The sequence below is a fragment of the Nucisporomicrobium flavum genome, from assembly GCF_016464385.1.
Taxonomy (GTDB): Bacteria; Actinomycetota; Actinomycetes; order Mycobacteriales; family Micromonosporaceae; genus Actinoplanes; species Actinoplanes flavus_A.
Window position 1 is genome coordinate 189,611 of the sequence record NZ_JADMLH010000007.1, and the last position, 15,465, is coordinate 205,075.

At 74.4% G+C, this 15,465-nt stretch carries 13 protein-coding genes; 10 read left to right on the forward strand and 3 right to left on the reverse strand.

The features are described 5' to 3' along the window. Positions 1-18 precede the first annotated feature (18 nt). Genes IT780_RS18895 through IT780_RS18925 form a run of 7 tightly spaced genes read left to right on the forward strand, consistent with a single transcriptional unit; the run spans position 19 to position 8,955 of the window. Complete coding sequence (locus IT780_RS18895) at positions 19-504, forward strand: chemotaxis protein CheW (protein ID WP_233413075.1); 486 nt, start codon at positions 19-21, stop codon at positions 502-504. Beyond that, the gene (locus IT780_RS18900) at positions 501-1,892 is read left to right on the forward strand and encodes a CheR family methyltransferase (RefSeq protein WP_199512913.1); all 1,392 of its coding nucleotides are present in this window, start codon (positions 501-503) and stop codon (positions 1,890-1,892) included. The genes IT780_RS18895 and IT780_RS18900 overlap by 4 nt, the downstream gene beginning before the upstream one ends. Then, a complete protein-coding gene (locus tag IT780_RS18905; protein ID WP_199512914.1) occupies positions 1,889-2,416 on the forward strand; it encodes a chemotaxis protein CheW in 528 nt (175 codons plus the stop codon). The genes IT780_RS18900 and IT780_RS18905 overlap by 4 nt, the downstream gene beginning before the upstream one ends. Beyond that, a complete protein-coding gene (locus IT780_RS18910; RefSeq protein WP_199512915.1) occupies positions 2,416-3,882 on the forward strand; it encodes a methyl-accepting chemotaxis protein in 1,467 nt (488 codons plus the stop codon). Before IT780_RS18905 ends, IT780_RS18910 begins: the two co-directional genes overlap by 1 nt. Further along, positions 3,879-5,930, forward strand: a complete 2,052-nt coding sequence (locus tag IT780_RS18915) for a hybrid sensor histidine kinase/response regulator (RefSeq protein ID WP_199512916.1) — start codon at positions 3,879-3,881, stop codon at positions 5,928-5,930. The genes IT780_RS18910 and IT780_RS18915 overlap by 4 nt, the downstream gene beginning before the upstream one ends. Then, on the forward strand, positions 5,927-7,006 hold the full coding sequence (gene cheB / locus IT780_RS18920; protein WP_199512917.1) for a chemotaxis-specific protein-glutamate methyltransferase CheB: 1,080 nt from the start codon (positions 5,927-5,929) through the stop codon (positions 7,004-7,006). Before IT780_RS18915 ends, cheB begins: the two co-directional genes overlap by 4 nt. Then, complete coding sequence (locus tag IT780_RS18925; protein WP_199512918.1) at positions 7,003-8,955, forward strand: response regulator; 1,953 nt, start codon at positions 7,003-7,005, stop codon at positions 8,953-8,955. The genes cheB and IT780_RS18925 overlap by 4 nt, the downstream gene beginning before the upstream one ends. On the opposite strand, the gene IT780_RS18930 is transcribed toward IT780_RS18925, so the two are convergent. After that, the gene (locus tag IT780_RS18930; RefSeq protein WP_233413076.1) at positions 8,952-9,473 is read right to left on the reverse strand and encodes a P-loop nucleotide/nucleoside kinase family protein; all 522 of its coding nucleotides are present in this window, start codon (positions 9,471-9,473) and stop codon (positions 8,952-8,954) included. The two genes, IT780_RS18925 and IT780_RS18930, sit on opposite strands and share 4 nt — an antisense overlap. Positions 9,474-9,524: 51 nt before the next feature. Here IT780_RS18930 and IT780_RS18935 point away from each other — a divergent pair, with 51 nt between their 5' ends. Continuing rightward, positions 9,525-10,049, forward strand: a complete 525-nt coding sequence (locus IT780_RS18935; RefSeq protein WP_199512919.1) for a TetR/AcrR family transcriptional regulator — start codon at positions 9,525-9,527, stop codon at positions 10,047-10,049. A 51-nt stretch (positions 10,050-10,100) separates the two neighbouring features. On the opposite strand, the gene IT780_RS18940 is transcribed toward IT780_RS18935, so the two are convergent. Next, positions 10,101-12,656 carry an ABC transporter permease gene (locus tag IT780_RS18940; RefSeq protein ID WP_199512920.1) on the reverse strand — a complete coding sequence of 852 codons (2,556 nt, stop codon included), beginning with the start codon at positions 12,654-12,656 and terminating at the stop codon, positions 10,101-10,103. Beyond that, positions 12,653-13,381, reverse strand: coding sequence for an ABC transporter ATP-binding protein (locus IT780_RS18945; RefSeq protein ID WP_233413134.1), 729 nt, complete (start codon positions 13,379-13,381; stop codon positions 12,653-12,655). Before IT780_RS18945 ends, IT780_RS18940 begins: the two co-directional genes overlap by 4 nt. 219 nt (positions 13,382-13,600) lie before the next feature. Between IT780_RS18945 and IT780_RS18950 the strand changes: the two genes are divergently transcribed. Both IT780_RS18950 and IT780_RS18955 read left to right on the forward strand, forming a co-directional pair. Beyond that, on the forward strand, positions 13,601-14,776 hold the full coding sequence (locus tag IT780_RS18950; RefSeq protein WP_199512922.1) for a sensor histidine kinase: 1,176 nt from the start codon (positions 13,601-13,603) through the stop codon (positions 14,774-14,776). Further along, positions 14,773-15,411, forward strand: coding sequence for a response regulator (locus tag IT780_RS18955; RefSeq protein WP_199512923.1), 639 nt, complete (start codon positions 14,773-14,775; stop codon positions 15,409-15,411). The genes IT780_RS18950 and IT780_RS18955 overlap by 4 nt, the downstream gene beginning before the upstream one ends. Positions 15,412-15,465 lie beyond the last annotated feature (54 nt).

Below are 15,465 nucleotides of genomic sequence, written 5' to 3' on the forward strand. Positions count from 1 at the left end.
CGCCGCTAACCTGAGCGAATGGGGCAGGTCGGGCAGGCGGCGGCGGGCACGGCCGCCGGGGAGCCGTCGCTGGTGTTCCGGGCCGGCCCGCTGCTCGGTGCGCTGCGGCTGAGCGAGGTCGTCGAGACGATGCGCCCGCTGCCGGTCCACCATCTGGCCGGTACGCCGCCGTTCATCTCCGGCATCTGCGTCATGCGGGGCCTGCCGACGCTCGTGGTCGACGTCACCCGCCTGCTCAGCGGCGGTGAGACGGCCGCGGAGCGCTACGTCGCCGTACGGACCGGGCGCGGAACCGTCGCCCTCGCCACCGGCGCCGTTCTCGGGATCCACACGCTGGCCGCCGACGGCGAAGGCCGGCACGCGGGGCTGCTCGGCGAGGCACCCGCCCGCCTCATCGCCGCCGTCGGCACGGTCGACGCCCAGCCGGTCCTGCTGCTGCAGAGCCTGCACCTGGTCCCGGACGACGCGTGGGCGGCCGCGGCGGCGACCGCGGCGGCGTCATGATCACGACGGCGGGCGTGGCGAGGTTCCGCGCGGTCCTGGCCGACACCCTGGGGTGGGCCTTCGACGACAAGGACGCCGGCCAGCTCGCCCAGGTGCTGCTGCGGCGCGCCGACGCGACGGGCCTCGAGCGCGGCGAGTACCTCGCGCGGCTCGCCGCCGGGGACTGGGAGCCGGAACTCGGCACGCTCGCCGAGGAGCTCACGATCAACGAGACGTACTTCTTCCGGCACGGCGAGCAGTTCCGGGTGCTCGCCGACGTGGCGCTGCCGGAACGGGTCCGGGCGCGCAGCGCCCAACGGGTCCTGCGCCTGCTCTCGGTCGGGTGCTCGTCCGGCGAGGAGGCTTACACGCTGGCGATCGTCGCGCGGCAGGTGCAGCCGGATCCGGACTGGATCGTGTCGGTGCTCGGCGTCGACGCCAGCCTGGCGGTCCTGCGGCGGGCGCAGACGGCCCGCTACTCGGCGTGGTCGCTACGGGAGACGCCCGACGCCGTACGCGAACGGTGGTTCCACCCCCACGACGGCCAGTACGAGGTCGACGCCCGCATCCGGGCGGCCGTACGGTTCCTCCGGCACAACGTGGCCGGCGACGACGAGGACCTCTGGCGCCCGGGGCAGTACGACGTCGTCTTCTGCCGCAACCTGCTGATGTACCTGACGCCGGAGGCACGCGACACGCTGATCCGGCGCATGACCGGTGCGCTGAGCCCGGGCGGCTACCTGTTCCTCGGGCACACCGACTCGCTGGGCAGCGACCCGGACGGGCTCGAGCCGCAGCAGAGCCGGCACACGTTCTTCTACCGGCGCCAGTCGGGACACCCCGCCCCGGCCACGCCGCCGCGGATCGCCCCGCCCCGGCCCGCGCCCGCCGCCGCCCAGCCGGCTCCGCGCCGGCACGTGGACGGCCCGTACGAGCGGGCGATGCGGCTGTTGCGCGAGGAGCGGTTCGCCGAAGCGCTGACCGTCGTGGAGGCGGGACCGGCCGGCCGGGTCGTACCGCGGGAGCTGCTCCTGCACAGCGTGCTGCTCGCGCAGTCCGGGCGGCTGGAGGACGCGGAGATCGTCTGCCGGCGGCTGCTCGACGTCGACGGCCTGTACGCCGACGCCCACCACCAGCTCGCGGTCTGCCTGGAAGGCGGCGCCGCGGTCGACGTGGCGGTCGGCCACTACCGGCTCGCCGCCCACCTGGACCCCGACTTCGCGATGCCCCGGCTGCGGCTCGGGCTGCTCGCCCGCCGCCGGGGTGAGCGCGAGCGGGCCGCCGACGAGCTGGGCCGGGCGCAGGTGCTGCTCAAGTACGAGCGGGAGGACCGCATCGCGATGTTCGGCGGCGGGTTCGGCCGGGTCGCGCTGACCGCGCTGTGCCGTGCCGAGGGGGCGCCCCGATGAGCCCCGGCCGCCTGCCCGAGCTGCGGGACGCGTTCGACCGCTCGTTCAGCGAGCCCGTACGCCGCCGCAACGCCGACTTCGTGGAGCTGCTGGCCGTCCGCGCGGGCGGGCGCCCGTACGCGTTACGCCTCGCGCAGGCCTCCGGTCTGCACCCGGACCGGGCCGTCACGCCGCTGCCCGGACCCCAGCCGGCCCTGCTCGGGATCGCGGGTTTCGGCGGCGCGATCGTGCCCGTCTACGACCTCGCCGCCCTGCTGGGGCATCCGGTGCCGGAGCGGCCGCGCTGGCTCGTGCCGTGCGCGGGCGCGCCGCCGCTCGCGCTGGCCTTCCACGAGCTCGACGGCCACCTGCGGGTGCCGGCCGACGCGGTCGTGGACGAGCCCGGCGGCAACCCGGGCGAGAAGGTGCTGCGCGGGATGGTGCCGCTGCCCGGCGGCACCCGGCCCATCGTCGACCTGCCCGCGGCCCGGGCGCTGGTGCACCAGCTGACCGGCCGCCTCCAGTACGCCCACGAGGAGCAGTGATGGCCCGACGGACCTTCGGCTACAAACTCACGCTCAGCTTCGGTGTGATCCTGGCACTGGCGCTGGTCATGGGCGCCTCCTCGGTCGCCGCGCTCGCGGTCGTGGTGGACGCCAAGGACGCCGCGATCCGGGTGGCCGCCGACGACCTCGTCTCCGCGGAACACCTGCGCACGAAGGCGGAGAGCCGGATCGCCGACTATCGCGCGTACCTGCTCAACGGCAAGCAGGAGTATCTGGACGCGACGAACGCCGACCGTACGGAATTCCTCGGCCTCGTCACCCAGTTGCGCGGCACCCTGACCGACCCCACCGCGCTCACCCTGCTGCAGGCCGTCTCCGATGCGGAGGCCAAGCACGCGGCGGTGCTGGACCCGGTGGTCGAGCGCCGCAAGTCCATCGACAATCTGCAAGAGATCGGCCAGCTGCAGGCCACGGAGGTGGCGCCGGCCCGGCAGAAGCTGCAGGACTCGATCGCCGCGCTGACCACCCGGGTCCGCGCCGATGTGGAGACCGCGCGGCAGGCGGCCTCGGCCAAGGCCAACCGGGCCATCGCGGTGATCATCGGGCTCGCGGTGCTGGCGATCGTCTTCGGCATGACGGTGGCCGCGAAGCTGAGCCGCGACCTGCGGCGTGAGGTCGGCGCGGCGGTCGGGCACATCCAGAGCTCGTCGGCGCAGCTCGAGGCGGCCGCCGCGCAGCAGGCCGGGGGCAGCCGGGACCAGGCCAGCGCGATGAGCGAGATCACCACGACGATCAGCGAGCTGCTGATCACCTCGCGGCAGATCGCGGACAGCGCGCAGCGGGTGTCGAAGATCGCCGAGGAGACCGCGGAGGCGGCCGAGAGCGGCGACGCCACCATCGACCAGACCCGCGCGTCGATCGCCGCCATCCGCACCCAGGTGGACCAGATCGTGCAGCACATGCTCACCCTCGGGGAGAAGTCGCAGCAGATCGGCGGCGTCGTCGATCTGGTCTCGGAGCTGGCGGAGCAGACGAACATCCTCGCCATCAACGCGACCATCGAGGCGAGCGGGGCGGGCGAGTGGGGGCGCCGGTTCGCCGTGGTGGCCGAGGAGATCCGCAAGCTGGCCGACCGGACCGCCGGCTCGGCGAAGGAGATCCGCGCGCTCATCGACGACGTCCGGGGTGCCGTCAACACCACCGTCATGGCCACCGAGATCGGCGCGAAGTCCGTCGACGCCGGCGCCCGCAAGTTCGACGACGCCACGAGTTCGTTCCGGCGGATCGCCCAGCTGGTGGCCACGACGAACGACGCCACGCGGGAGATCGAGCTGTCCACCAAGCAGCAGACCACGGCGGTGGAACAGGTCAACGTCGCCGCCTCGGACACCGCTCGGGTCACCCGGGAGACCGAGTCGAGCGCGGTGCAGACCCGGCAGACCGCGTCCCACCTGTCCACCCTCTCCGCCGACCTGCTCGACCTGGTCGGCACCGGGCGCCGATGAGCTCGGATCCGCTGCGCTACTTCCGGGTCGAGGCCCGCGAGCTGGTCGACCAGATCAGCGCCGGCGTGCTCGACCTGGAGCAGCGGCACGGCACCGACCTGGTGGCCCGGCTGCTGCGCTTCGCCCACACGCTCAAGGGCGCCGCCCGGGTGGTCCGCCAGCAGGAGATCGCCGACCGCGCGCACGCCTTCGAGGAGGTGCTCGTCCCGCACCGCGGCGACGAGGGGGCGCTGCCCGCCGACGAGATGCGCGAGCTGCTGCGCCTCAACGACGAGATCGAGCGGTACGTGGCCGCGCTCGAGCCCCGGCCGGACCAGGCCGCCGCACCCGCGGACCGGCAGCCGCCCGAGACGGTCCCGCACCCCGAGCAGCTGCCGGCCGCGCGGGCGGCGACCGCCGACGTGGACGACCTGCTCGACGCGGTGGGCGAGACCCACGCCCGGTTCGCGCCGCTGCGGGCCGGGCGTACGTCGCTGGAGCAGTTGCGCCGGTCCGCGGAGTCGCTCGCCGACCAGCTGCGGTCCGGGCGGCCGGGCAGCGCGGACACGGCCCGGACGGCGGCCGTACGCCTCGCCGGCGACATCAGCACCCTGGCCCGGCGCCTGACCGACACGGTGGAACAGGTCGAACGCGAGCTCGACGAGGTCCGCGGCCGCGCCGAGCGGCTGCGCCTGGTGCCGGCGTCGAGCATCTTCACCGTGCTGCACCGCGCCGTACGGGACGCCGCCGACGCCCAGGGCAGACGGGTGCGCTTCGACGGGCGCGGCGGCGACCTGCGCCTCGACCCGCAGGTGCTCGCCTCCGCCACCAACGCGATGCTGCACATCGTGCGCAACGCGGTCGCGCACGGCATCGAGTCCGAACCGGACCGGGCGACGGCGGGAAAGACGCCCGAGGGCTCGGTCGTCGTCACCGTCGAGCGCCGGGGCAGCTACGCCGCCTTCCTCTGCTCCGACGACGGCCGGGGGTTCGACCTGGCCGCGGTGCGCCGGGCCGCCCGCGACCAGGGGCTGCTGGGGCCCGGGGACGCCGAGCCGGACACGCAGAGCCTGCTGGACCTGGTGCTCGCCGGGGGCATCAGCACCTCCCCCACGGTCACCGAGGTCGCCGGGCGCGGCATCGGCCTCAACGTGGCCCGCGACGTCGCCGACCAGCTCGGGGGCGAGGTGTCCGTGCGTACGGAGCCGGGCCGGGGCACCACCATCGAACTGGTGCTGCCGCTGGCGCTGCTGTCGCTGCACGGGCTCGTCGTCGAGGCGGCCGGCAGCGTCGCCACCGTGCCGCTGGACGCGGTGCTGACCTGCGTACGGTTGCCGCCCGAACAGGCCGCGGCGGCCGCGCTGACCGGCCGGCTCGCGCACGACGGCGAGGCCCTTCCGTTCCTCCCCCTGGCCCGGGCCCTGTACGCCGGCACCACCGTCCCGGAGGGCGGCGGATCCGCCGTGGCCGTCGTCGTCCGTGACGGGGACCGCGCGGTGGCGGTCGGCGTCGACCGGCTGGCCGGCACGTCCACGCTCGTGGTGCGTCCCCTGCCGGAGCTGGCCCTGGCCGCGCCGGTGATCGGCGGGGTGTCCATGGACCTCGACGGCAACCCGCAGCTCGTCCTGGACGCGCCGGGCCTGATCGCCGAGGCCGCCGTGCTCGGCGGGGGCGGCGCGGCCCCGCCGGAACCGGCCCGCCGGCTGCCGATCCTGGTCATCGACGACTCGCTGACCACGCGCATGCTGGAGCGCAGCATCCTGGAGTCGGCCGGGTACGAGGTGGACCTCGCTGCCTCCGGCGAAGAGGGCCTGGAGAAGGCGCGGTCCCGGCGGTACGGCCTTTACCTGACCGACATCGATATGCCCGGAATCGACGGATTTACATTCGTCGAGCAGACCCGGGCCGAGGCCGAGCTGGCCGAGGTGCCCGCGATCCTGGTCAGTTCGCGGGCCAGCGCCGAGGACCGGGCCCGGGGCGCGGCGGCGGGGGCGAGCGCGTACGTGGTCAAGGGCCAGTTCAACCAGGAGGAGCTGCTCGCGCACATCCGCCGGCTGGTGAACGCATGATCCGCGTCCTGGTCGTCGAGGACTCCGCGACCATGCGGCACCACCTGCGCGAGTCGCTCGCGAGCGACCCGGAGCTGCAGGTGGTGGGCGAGGCCGTGGACGGGGCCCAGGCCGTCGAGATGGTCGGCCGGCTGCGCCCGGACGTGGTCACGATGGACATGATGCTGCCCACGATGAGCGGCCTCGTCGCCACCGAGCACATCATGGCGGAGTTCCCCACCCCGATCCTCGTGGTGTCCTCGGCCGACCGTCAGGAGCTGTTCAGCACGTACAACGCGCTGGCCGCCGGGGCGGTGGACGTGCTGGAGAAGCCGCGCGGCGACGCGTCCGACGCCGGGTGGGCGCGACGGCTGTGCGCGGCCGTACGCCTGGTGTCGCGGATCCGGGTGATCACCCACCCGCGGGCACGGCTGGACGGGCGGCACCGCACCGACCGGCCGCGGCCCGCGGCGCCGGCATCGCCCGCGACGCCCAGGTCCGGTGACGATGCCGCGCTGCGGCTCGTATCGGTCGGCGCCTCCACCGGCGGACCCGGTGCGCTCACCGAGCTGCTGCGCGCCCTGCCGGCCGACTTCGGCGCCCCGGTGCTGTGCGTCCAGCACATCGCGGCGAGCGAGCCGTTCGCCGTCGCCTTCTCCGACTGGCTCGCCGGGCAGACCGGGCGCGACGTCGCGTACGCCCGGGACGGCATGCGGGTCCGCGGGCTGGCCGGGCGGGTCCTGCTCGCCCCGCCCGACCGCCACATGTACGTGGGCGACGGCCTGGTCCGGCTCAGCACCGCCCCGCCACGCCACTCCTGCCGGCCCTCGGTCGACGTGCTGTTCGAGTCCGTCGCCGCCGAGTACGGCTCGTCCGCCGCCGGCTGCCTGCTCACCGGCATGGGCCGCGACGGCGCCGGCGGGCTGCTGCGGATCCGCACGCAGGGCGGCGTCACCTTCGCCCAGGACGAGGCCAGCTGCATCGTGTACGGAATGCCGCGCGAGGCCGCCCTGCTCGGCGCCGCCGCGTACGTCCTGCCCCCGGCACGGATCGCCGCGCGGCTGGCCGATCTCGCCCGGACGGGGACCCGCCGATGAGCCCCGCCGTGCTGATCGTGGACGACAGCCTCACCGTCCGGATGGACCTGCACGAGGCGTTCGAGGCCGACGGGTTCACCACGGTGCTCTGCGCCACCGGCGAGCAGGCCCGGCGGGCGTTCCGCGAGGCCGCCTTCGACGTCGCGGTGCTCGACGTGATGCTGCCCGACGCCGACGGCGTGGACCTGCTGCGCGAGCTGCGGTCGCTGCCGGGGCGCGAGCACACCCCCACGGTGCTGCTGTCCAGCGAGGCGGACGTCGCCGACCGGCTCCTCGGCCTGCGCACCGGCGCCGACGAGTATGTGGGCAAGCCGTACGACTCCGGGTACGTCGTCGCGCGCTCGCGGCAGCTGCTGGGCGATGTCCGGGACGCGGATCCGCAGACCACGATCCTGGTCATCGACGACAGCATCACGTTCCGGGAGCGGCTGCGGCAGCTGCTGGAGCCCGAGGGGTACGCCGTGCTCACCGCGGCCTCCGGCGAGGAGGGCCTGCGTACGGCGGCGGACCGGCGCCCGCAGGCGGTGATCGTGGACGGGGTCATGCCGGGCATCGACGGCGCGACGGTGATCCGGCGGATGCGGCTGGACCCGGCGCTGCGCGACACCCCGTGCCTGCTGATGACCGCCTCGGACGACTACGCCACCGAGGTGCAGATGCTGGAGGCGGGCGCCGACGCGTTCGTCCGTAAGCAGCAGGACCTCGCCGTGGTGCTGGCCAAGCTGGCCGCGGTGCTGCGGACCAGCGCCGACCAGCTGCCCATCGAGGGGATCGGCAGCCTGCACGGGCCGGGCAAGGTCCTCGCGGTGACGGCGGAGCGGACCCGGCTCGAGGAGTGGGGCGACGTGCTGCGCACCGACGGGTACGACGTCGTCGCGGCAACCGGCCCCGACGAGGCCCTGGACCTGCTCGCCGCCCAGCCGGTCGACTGCATCGTGCTCGGCCTGGGCGACGGCGCCCACGAGACCTGCGCACGGATCAAGGAGGTGCCGCAGATCCGCGACACCCCGCTGGTGATGACCGGGGACCGGGACGACGCGCTGCTGGAGTGCCTGGCGGCGGGCGCCGACGACTACGTCCGCGAGACCGACGGGGCGGAGACGCTGCGGGCCCACGTACGCGCCCAGATCCGCCGCAAGCAGTCGCTGGACGAGAGCCGGCGCATCCGCGAGGAGCTCATGCGCCGGGAGCTGGACGCGGCCGGCGAGCGGGCCGCGCGGCAGCTCGCCGAGACGCGGGCGGCGCTCGTCGAGGAGCTGGAGTGGCGCAACCGCGAGCTGGAGGCGTTCAGCGGCTCGGTGTCGCACGACCTGCGCGGGCCGCTGCAAGTCATCAGCAGCTACGCCGAGACCGTCCTGGACGAGGACGAGCCGCTGGGCGAGCAGACCCGGCACCGGGTCGAGCGCATCCACGCCGCGGCCGGGCGGATGGCGGACCTGGTGGAGTCGCTGCTGATCCTGGCCCGGTCCAGCCGCGGGGAGCTGCGCCGCAACCGCCTCGACCTGACCGAGACGGCGTGGCAGGTGATCCGCGAGGTCGAGGCCCGCGAGCCCGGCCGCAAGATCCGCTTCACGGTCGCCGAGGCGATGACCGCGGACGCCGACGAGGGCCTCGTCCGCGTCATCCTCGAGAACCTCGTCACCAACGCCTGCAAGTTCACCAGCAAGGTCGAGGATCCGGTCGTCGAGGTGGGCTGGACGGTCACCGGCGACGACGTGCGCTACTACATCCGCGACAACGGGGCCGGCTTCCCCGAGGGCAAGGCGGGCGAGCTGTTCCGCCCGTTCGCCCGCCTGCACAGCACCGCCGACTTCCCGGGCACGGGCATCGGCCTGACCACCGTGCACCGGGCGGTGGAACGCCACGGCGGCGAGATCCACGCCGAGGGCCGCGAGGGCGAGGGCGCGATGTTCTGGTTCACCCTCCCGCCGGAGGGGCGGGCCCGCTAGGCAGCGAGGCCCAGGTGGCGTGCCACGAGCTGCTCGCATTCGGCTATCGGACGGGTGGTGTCCACGGTGAGGCGCGGGTCGCGGCGGGGCTCGTAGCCGGCCGCGGCCGCGCGGACCTCGGCCCAGGACGGGTAGCGCCATCCCGGGATGTCGGCCGGCCGTGTCGTCACGCGCCGCTCGTGCTCGGCGGCGTCGGGGCAGGTGGTCTCCACGACGACGTGCCGGGCACCGGACCCGGCTGCGAGATCCTGCCAGCCCTGCCGGGCGGCCGCCACCGGGTTGACCGCGTCCGCGATGACGGTGAGCCCGCGCCGCAGGTGGCTCGCGGCGACGTCGTGGGCGACGCTGTACGCCGTGACGCCCGTCTGTTCCGGCGTCAGCCCGTTGCGCCGCATCGCCGCCTCGATCTCGTCGATGCGCAGCCACACCGCCCCCGTACGCGCCGCCAGCCGGCCCGCCAGCGTCGACTTGCCGGTAGCGGGCAGGCCGCCGAACTCCACGAGGATCCCATTCGCCATACGAGCTGTATAGTGACTCGCTATACGCGCCGTCAAGTGAAAGGGGGTGCCATGCGCCGCGCGGAATCGACCGCCGCGACCCACCGCGCCATCGTGGCCGCCGCCCGCGAACAGCTCGCCGAGGCGCCGTGGCGCGAGTTCACCCTCGACGCCGTCGCCACCCGCGCGGGCGTCACCCGGGTCACCGTCTACAACCAGGTGCGCAACAAGGCGGGGTTGCTCGACGCGGTGCTCACCGACGTCACCGGCCGGGCCGGCATGGACCGGCTGCTCACCGCCGCCCGCGAGCTGAGCGCCGACGACGCGCTGGCGTACGTCGTACGGCAGACCTGCCTGTTCTGGGCGGCCGAGCGGCCGGTGCTGCGCAAGCTGTTCGCACTGGCCACGATGGACGACGACGTGGCGGCCGACCTGGCGCGCCGGGAGGGCTGGCGCCGCGACCAGCTCGCGACGCTGCTCGACCACGACGTCGACGCCGCGGTGGCCGTGACCTCGTTCCCCACCTACGACGCGATGGACACCGACCCGGAACGCGCGGCGACGCTGATCCTCCGCATGGTCACAGCATTACGGTGACGATCCCGGGCAGCGCGGATGCACTGCCCGGGATCGCGGGGTACGGCTCGGTCAGTCGGTGGCGAGCGCCGCGACCGGGCTGACCTTGGCGGCACGCCGGGCCGGCAGCACCCCGGCCAGGGCCGTGAACAGCACCAGCGCGGCGAAGACCGCGATCAGCTGCCCGGCCGGCAGCTCCAGCGGCGCGTTCACCCCGAGCGCCTTGAGGAACAGCCAGGCGTACGGGACGCCGAGCAGCACGCCGATCGTCGCGCCGATGACGCCGTACAGGCTGGACTCGGCCGTGAGCATGGCCCGCAGGCCGCCGCGGGAGAGCCCGACGGCGCGCAGCAGGCCGGACTCGCGGGCCCGCTCGACCACGGACAGCGCGGTCGTGGTCCCGACGCCGACGACGGCGATCAGCACGGTCAGGCCGATCAGCCCGAGGACCACGGCGAGGACGCCGTTGAGCACCGTGTTCGCCTCGTCGCGCTGGTCGGCGAGGACCTCCACGCCCAGGCCCGTACGCCCCTGGGTGAGCTGCTGCATCGCCTTCTGACCGGCCGTACGCCCGTCCTCGCCGGCTTTGGCCGCGTCGGCGAGCAGCCCGGACGCGACGGTGGGGGCACCGAGCTTCGTCAGGTCGCCCGGGTCCGCCACGACGTCCGACTGCAGCGGCCCCGAGTCGGGCAGCGTGGCCACCACCTGGACCTGCACCTTCTTCTTGCCGGCGGTGAGCGTGACGGTGTCGCCGACGCCGAGCCCGGTGCTGTCCGCGGCGAAGCCGCTGAGCGCCACCTTGCCGGGGCCGATGCCGGCCAGCGATCCGGCGTTCACGTCGATCTTGGAGAGGGCGGGCAGCGCGTCCATGTCGAGGTCACTGGCCTGCAGCGGCGTGTCGTTGCCCCCGGCCTTGACGGTGCCCAGCCGACGGTACGGCGTCACGTGCGTGAGGTCGGGGCTCGCCTTGGCCTGCTCCACCACGGCGGCGGGAACCTGCTCGTCGCCGTTGGCGGTGAGCTCGTAGTCCGCCGGCACCGCGGTGGCCATCTCCCGGTCGGCCAGCACCCGCACGGACGCGCCGGTCACCACCACCCCGGCGATCAGCGTGACGCCGAGAGCCACGACGACCGACACCGCGGCCGCCCGCCGGGGAGCCCCGCCGACCCCGCCGACGGCGAGGCGCCCGAGCGGCCCGAGCCGGCGCACCGGCCAGCCCACCGTGGCCAGGACCGGGCGGACCAGCACCGGGCCGAGCGCCATCAGCGCGAAGAACGCGAGCGCGCCCGAGGCGATGGTCGTCAGCAGCATCGGACCGGGGTCGTAGTCCTTCGTGTCCCGTCCCGGCAGGTTCGTCACCACGTACGCCGCGGCCAGGCCGGCGAGGACGGCGAGCAGGATGCCGAACGCGGCGCGCAGCTTGCCGATGTCCTTGCGTCCGGCGGTGGTGCTCGCCGCGCGCAGCGCCTCCAGGGGCGCCACCTTGGCGGCCGTGAACGCCGGGGCGATGACGGCCAGCACCGTGATGACCGTCGAGAGCAGCACGACGCCGAGTGCCGGCAGCAGAGGGAAACCCGGGGAAACGAGGTCGATGTCGAACGCCCGCAGCAGCGGCGGTACGGCGTGCCCGACCGCGAGCGCACCGAGCACCCCGACCGTGCCGACCACGAATCCGATCACGGCGCCCTCGACGGCCAGCGCCCGCCACAGCGCGCCGCGGCCCGCGCCGACCGCCCGCAGCAGGGCGAGCTGGCGCATCCGCTGGGCGAAGATGATGCGGAAGGTGGACGTGGCGACCAGCGCCGCGGCGACCACCGCGATGGCGACGAACATCCCGACCGCGACGAAGATGTCGTCGAGCTCGGAAACGGCGCGCAGCGCCTCGTCGTGGCGGACGTCGGCGCCGGTGAACACCTGGGGCCGCTCCATGCCGTCCTTGGGCGCCGGCCCGGCGGCGAGGATGTTCTCCGCGGCGGTACGCACCGAGTCGAGGTCGGTGCCGGGGTTCAGCCGCAGGTCGATCTGCTGCAGCTGGTCCTGGCCCGAGAGCGGGCTGACCAGGCTCTGCGGCGCGTACGCCAGGAAGCCGTAGTCGGCCGACGCCTCGACGATGCCGACCACCTTGGCCTTCTGGTGCTTGGTGGGCTTGCCGTTGTCGTCCCACTCGGTCGTCATGCTGACCGTGGAGCCCACGGGCAGACCCATCCGGTCCGCGGTCCGCGGGGTGACGGCGACCTCGCCGGGTGCCGACGGGTAGGTGCCCTGGGTGACGTGGACGGTCGACAGCGGGCCGCTGCCGGGGTCGGCGATGACGCTCAGGTACTGCCCGCCGACGTCACCGCCGGCCTCGACCCGACCGACCGCCTCCGCGACGCCGGGCAGGGCCTTGAGCTTCGCGAGATCGGCCGTGGTGATGAGGGCCGAGGGGCCGTCCGGACCGCTGCCCACGGCCAGGTCGACGGCGGCCGGGGTGCCGCTGAGGCCGTCCAGCACGGTGGCCTTGGTGATGTCGCGGGCCAGGACGGTCGCGTAGACGACGAAGGACGCGACGAGCACCGCCAGGCCGGTGAGCAGCAGCCGGGAGGGGCGCCGCGCGGCGCCCGCCAGCTGGGTACGCAGCACGCTCACTGGTGGCTCCCCAGGTGCTGCAGGGCCTCGGTCACGGAGGCGCGGTCCGGGCGGTCGATCTCGCCGGCGATCCGGCCGTCGGCGAGCAGGACCACGCGGTCGGCGTACGCGGCGGCGCCCGGGTCGTGGGTGACCATCACGATCGTCTGGCCGAGGTCGCGCACCGAGTTGCGCAGGAACGACAGCACCTCGGCGCCGGAGCGCGAGTCCAGGTTGCCGGTCGGCTCGTCGGCGAAGACGACCTCCGGCCGGGAGACCAGCGCGCGGGCCAGGGCGACGCGCTGCTGCTGACCGCCGGAGAGCTCGCTGGGGCGGTGGGTGAGCCGCCCGGTGAGGCCGAGCACGTCGGTCAGGTGGGCCAGCAGCCCGCGCTCGGCGGTGCGGCCGGCCAGGTCCAGCGGCAGCGTGATGTTCTGCTCGGCGGTCAGCTGCGGCAGCAGGTTGAACGACTGGAAGACGAAGCCGATCCGCTCCCGGCGCACCTTGGTCAGCACCTTGTCGGGCTGCACGGTCAGGTCGGTGCCGCCGAGCATGGCGTGCCCGGAGGTGGCCTTGTCGAGGCCGGCGAGGCAGTGCATGAGCGTCGACTTGCCGGAGCCGGACGGGCCCATGATCGCGGTGAACTGGGCGCGGGTGAAGCCGACCGTGACGCCGTCGAGGGCGCGGACGGCGGTGTCGCCGGTGCCGTACACCTTGACGAGGTCCACGGCCGCCACGGCGGTCATGCGCTCGTCCGGGCCGGCACCGGCGGGGGTCGTCGGCGCGACGGCCGGGGACTGCGGGTACATCGGATTGCCTCCGGGATGTGGATCTGTGGGAACGCTGAGAATCCTGCGGCAGACCGGGGCACGCCCACATCGGCCCGCAGCGGGGGACGGCGCGCGGCGCGGATCTGCCTTTCGGCCGATGGGAGGCCCGGGAGCAGGCATTACGCTCGAGACACGATGTTGACGCAACGTGACCTGCTGTTCCGCCTCGCCCAGTTCGCCGCCCTGTTCGTCATGGCGTGCATCGGCCTCTTCGACCTCGCCTCCGGCCTGGCGGACAGCGGTGCGCTGGTGCTGCTGCGCGTACCCATGGCGATCGCGACCGCGGCGGTGTGGCTGCCCCGGCACCGCCAGGGCTCCAAACGGCTGCCCCGGACCGCGCTGATCCTCGCCGTCTGCTCCCTGTTCCTGACCGTCGTGGTCGCGGCGTCCGCCTCCGGGTACGGCGGCGGCAGCTGGGGCCTCGCCGAAACGGTCGGGCTGATGGGCGTGCTGTTCGTCGTCTGCCGGCGGGGCGACCCGCAGTGGTCGGTCGGCGCCGTGCTGGCGCTCGGCATGGCGCTGGGCTTCCTCCCGCTGCGCAGCGGCGCCGACTACGGGATGGTCATCGCCGGCCTGGTGCAGGGCCTGGCCGCCACGGCGGTCATCGGCGCCGGCGTCTACCTGCGGATGATCGAGTCGACCCGGCACCGGGCGATGGACGCCGTCCGCGCCGAGCAGCGCGCCGAGTTCGCCCGCGATCTGCACGACTTCATCGCCCACCACGTGACCGGCATCGTCGTGCAGGCCCAGGGCGCCCGGTTCATCGCCGAGCAGGACCCGAAGCGCGCGCTGATCGCGCTGGAGCAGATCGAGGCGGCCGGCGCGGAGACGATGGCCTCGATGCGGCGCATGGTCGGTGTCCTGCGGGACCCGAACGCGTCGCCGGACGCCCCGCTCACCCCGCTGGCCGGCGTGGACGAGCTCGCGCCGCTGCTGGAGCAGTTCACCAACTCCGGCGGCCCGCTCGCCCGGTTGCACGTGGACGGCAGCACCGCGGGGGTGCCCGTCGAGGTGTCCACGTCGGCGTACCGGGTGGTGATGGAGGCGCTGACGAACATCCGGCGGCACGCGCAGGGCGTGCGGGTCGCGGACGTCTGGATCCGGCGTACGCCCGACTGGCTGCTCGTCCGGGTCGCCAACGACGGTTTGCCGCCCAAGGCCGCGGCGCCGCGGGAGGCGCCGGGGTACGGTCTCGTGGGCCTGCAGGAGCGGGTCCGCGCGGTCGGCGGGCGCATCACCGCCGGGCCGGGCATCGACGGCGGCTGGGTGGTCGACGCGGCCCTGCCGCTCGACCAGGAGGTGACGCGGTGATCCGCGTGATGATCGCCGACGATCAGGCGATGGTACGCACCGGCTTCGGCATGATCATCGGTGCGCAGCCCGACATGGAGCTGGTCGGCGAGGCGGCCGACGGCGTCGAGGCGGTCGCGATGGCGCGCAAGCTCAAGCCGGACGTGGCGCTGTTCGACATCCGCATGCCCCGCATGGACGGCCTCGAGGCGTTGCGGCTGCTGGCCGGCCCCGGCGTCGCGGACCCGATGAAGGTGGTCGTGGTGACGACCTTCGACCTCGACGAGTACGTGCACCAGGCGCTGCGCAACGGCGCGGCCGGCTTCCTGCTCAAGGACTCCGGCCCGGCGCTGCTGGTGGAGGCGGTCCGCGCGGCGGTCTCCGGCGACGCGCTGATCAGCCCGTCGATCACCGTCCGCCTGCTCGAGCACCTCTCCCCGCCCGCGCCGAGCGACGACGACGGCGGCCTGTCCCCGCGCGAGCTGGACGTGGTGAAGCTGGCCGCCCGCGGGCTCACCAACGCCGAGATCGCGACGCAGCTGTTCATCTCGGTCGGCACGGTCAAGACGCACCTGGGCAGCGTCCAGACCAAGCTGGGCGCCCGCAACCGGGTGGAGATCGCCGCCTGGGCCTGGGAACGCCGCCTGGTCAGCTGACTCATCCGCCGACGAAGCTGACCGTTTCGCTTAAGGGGCGCGCGCCCGGTGTGC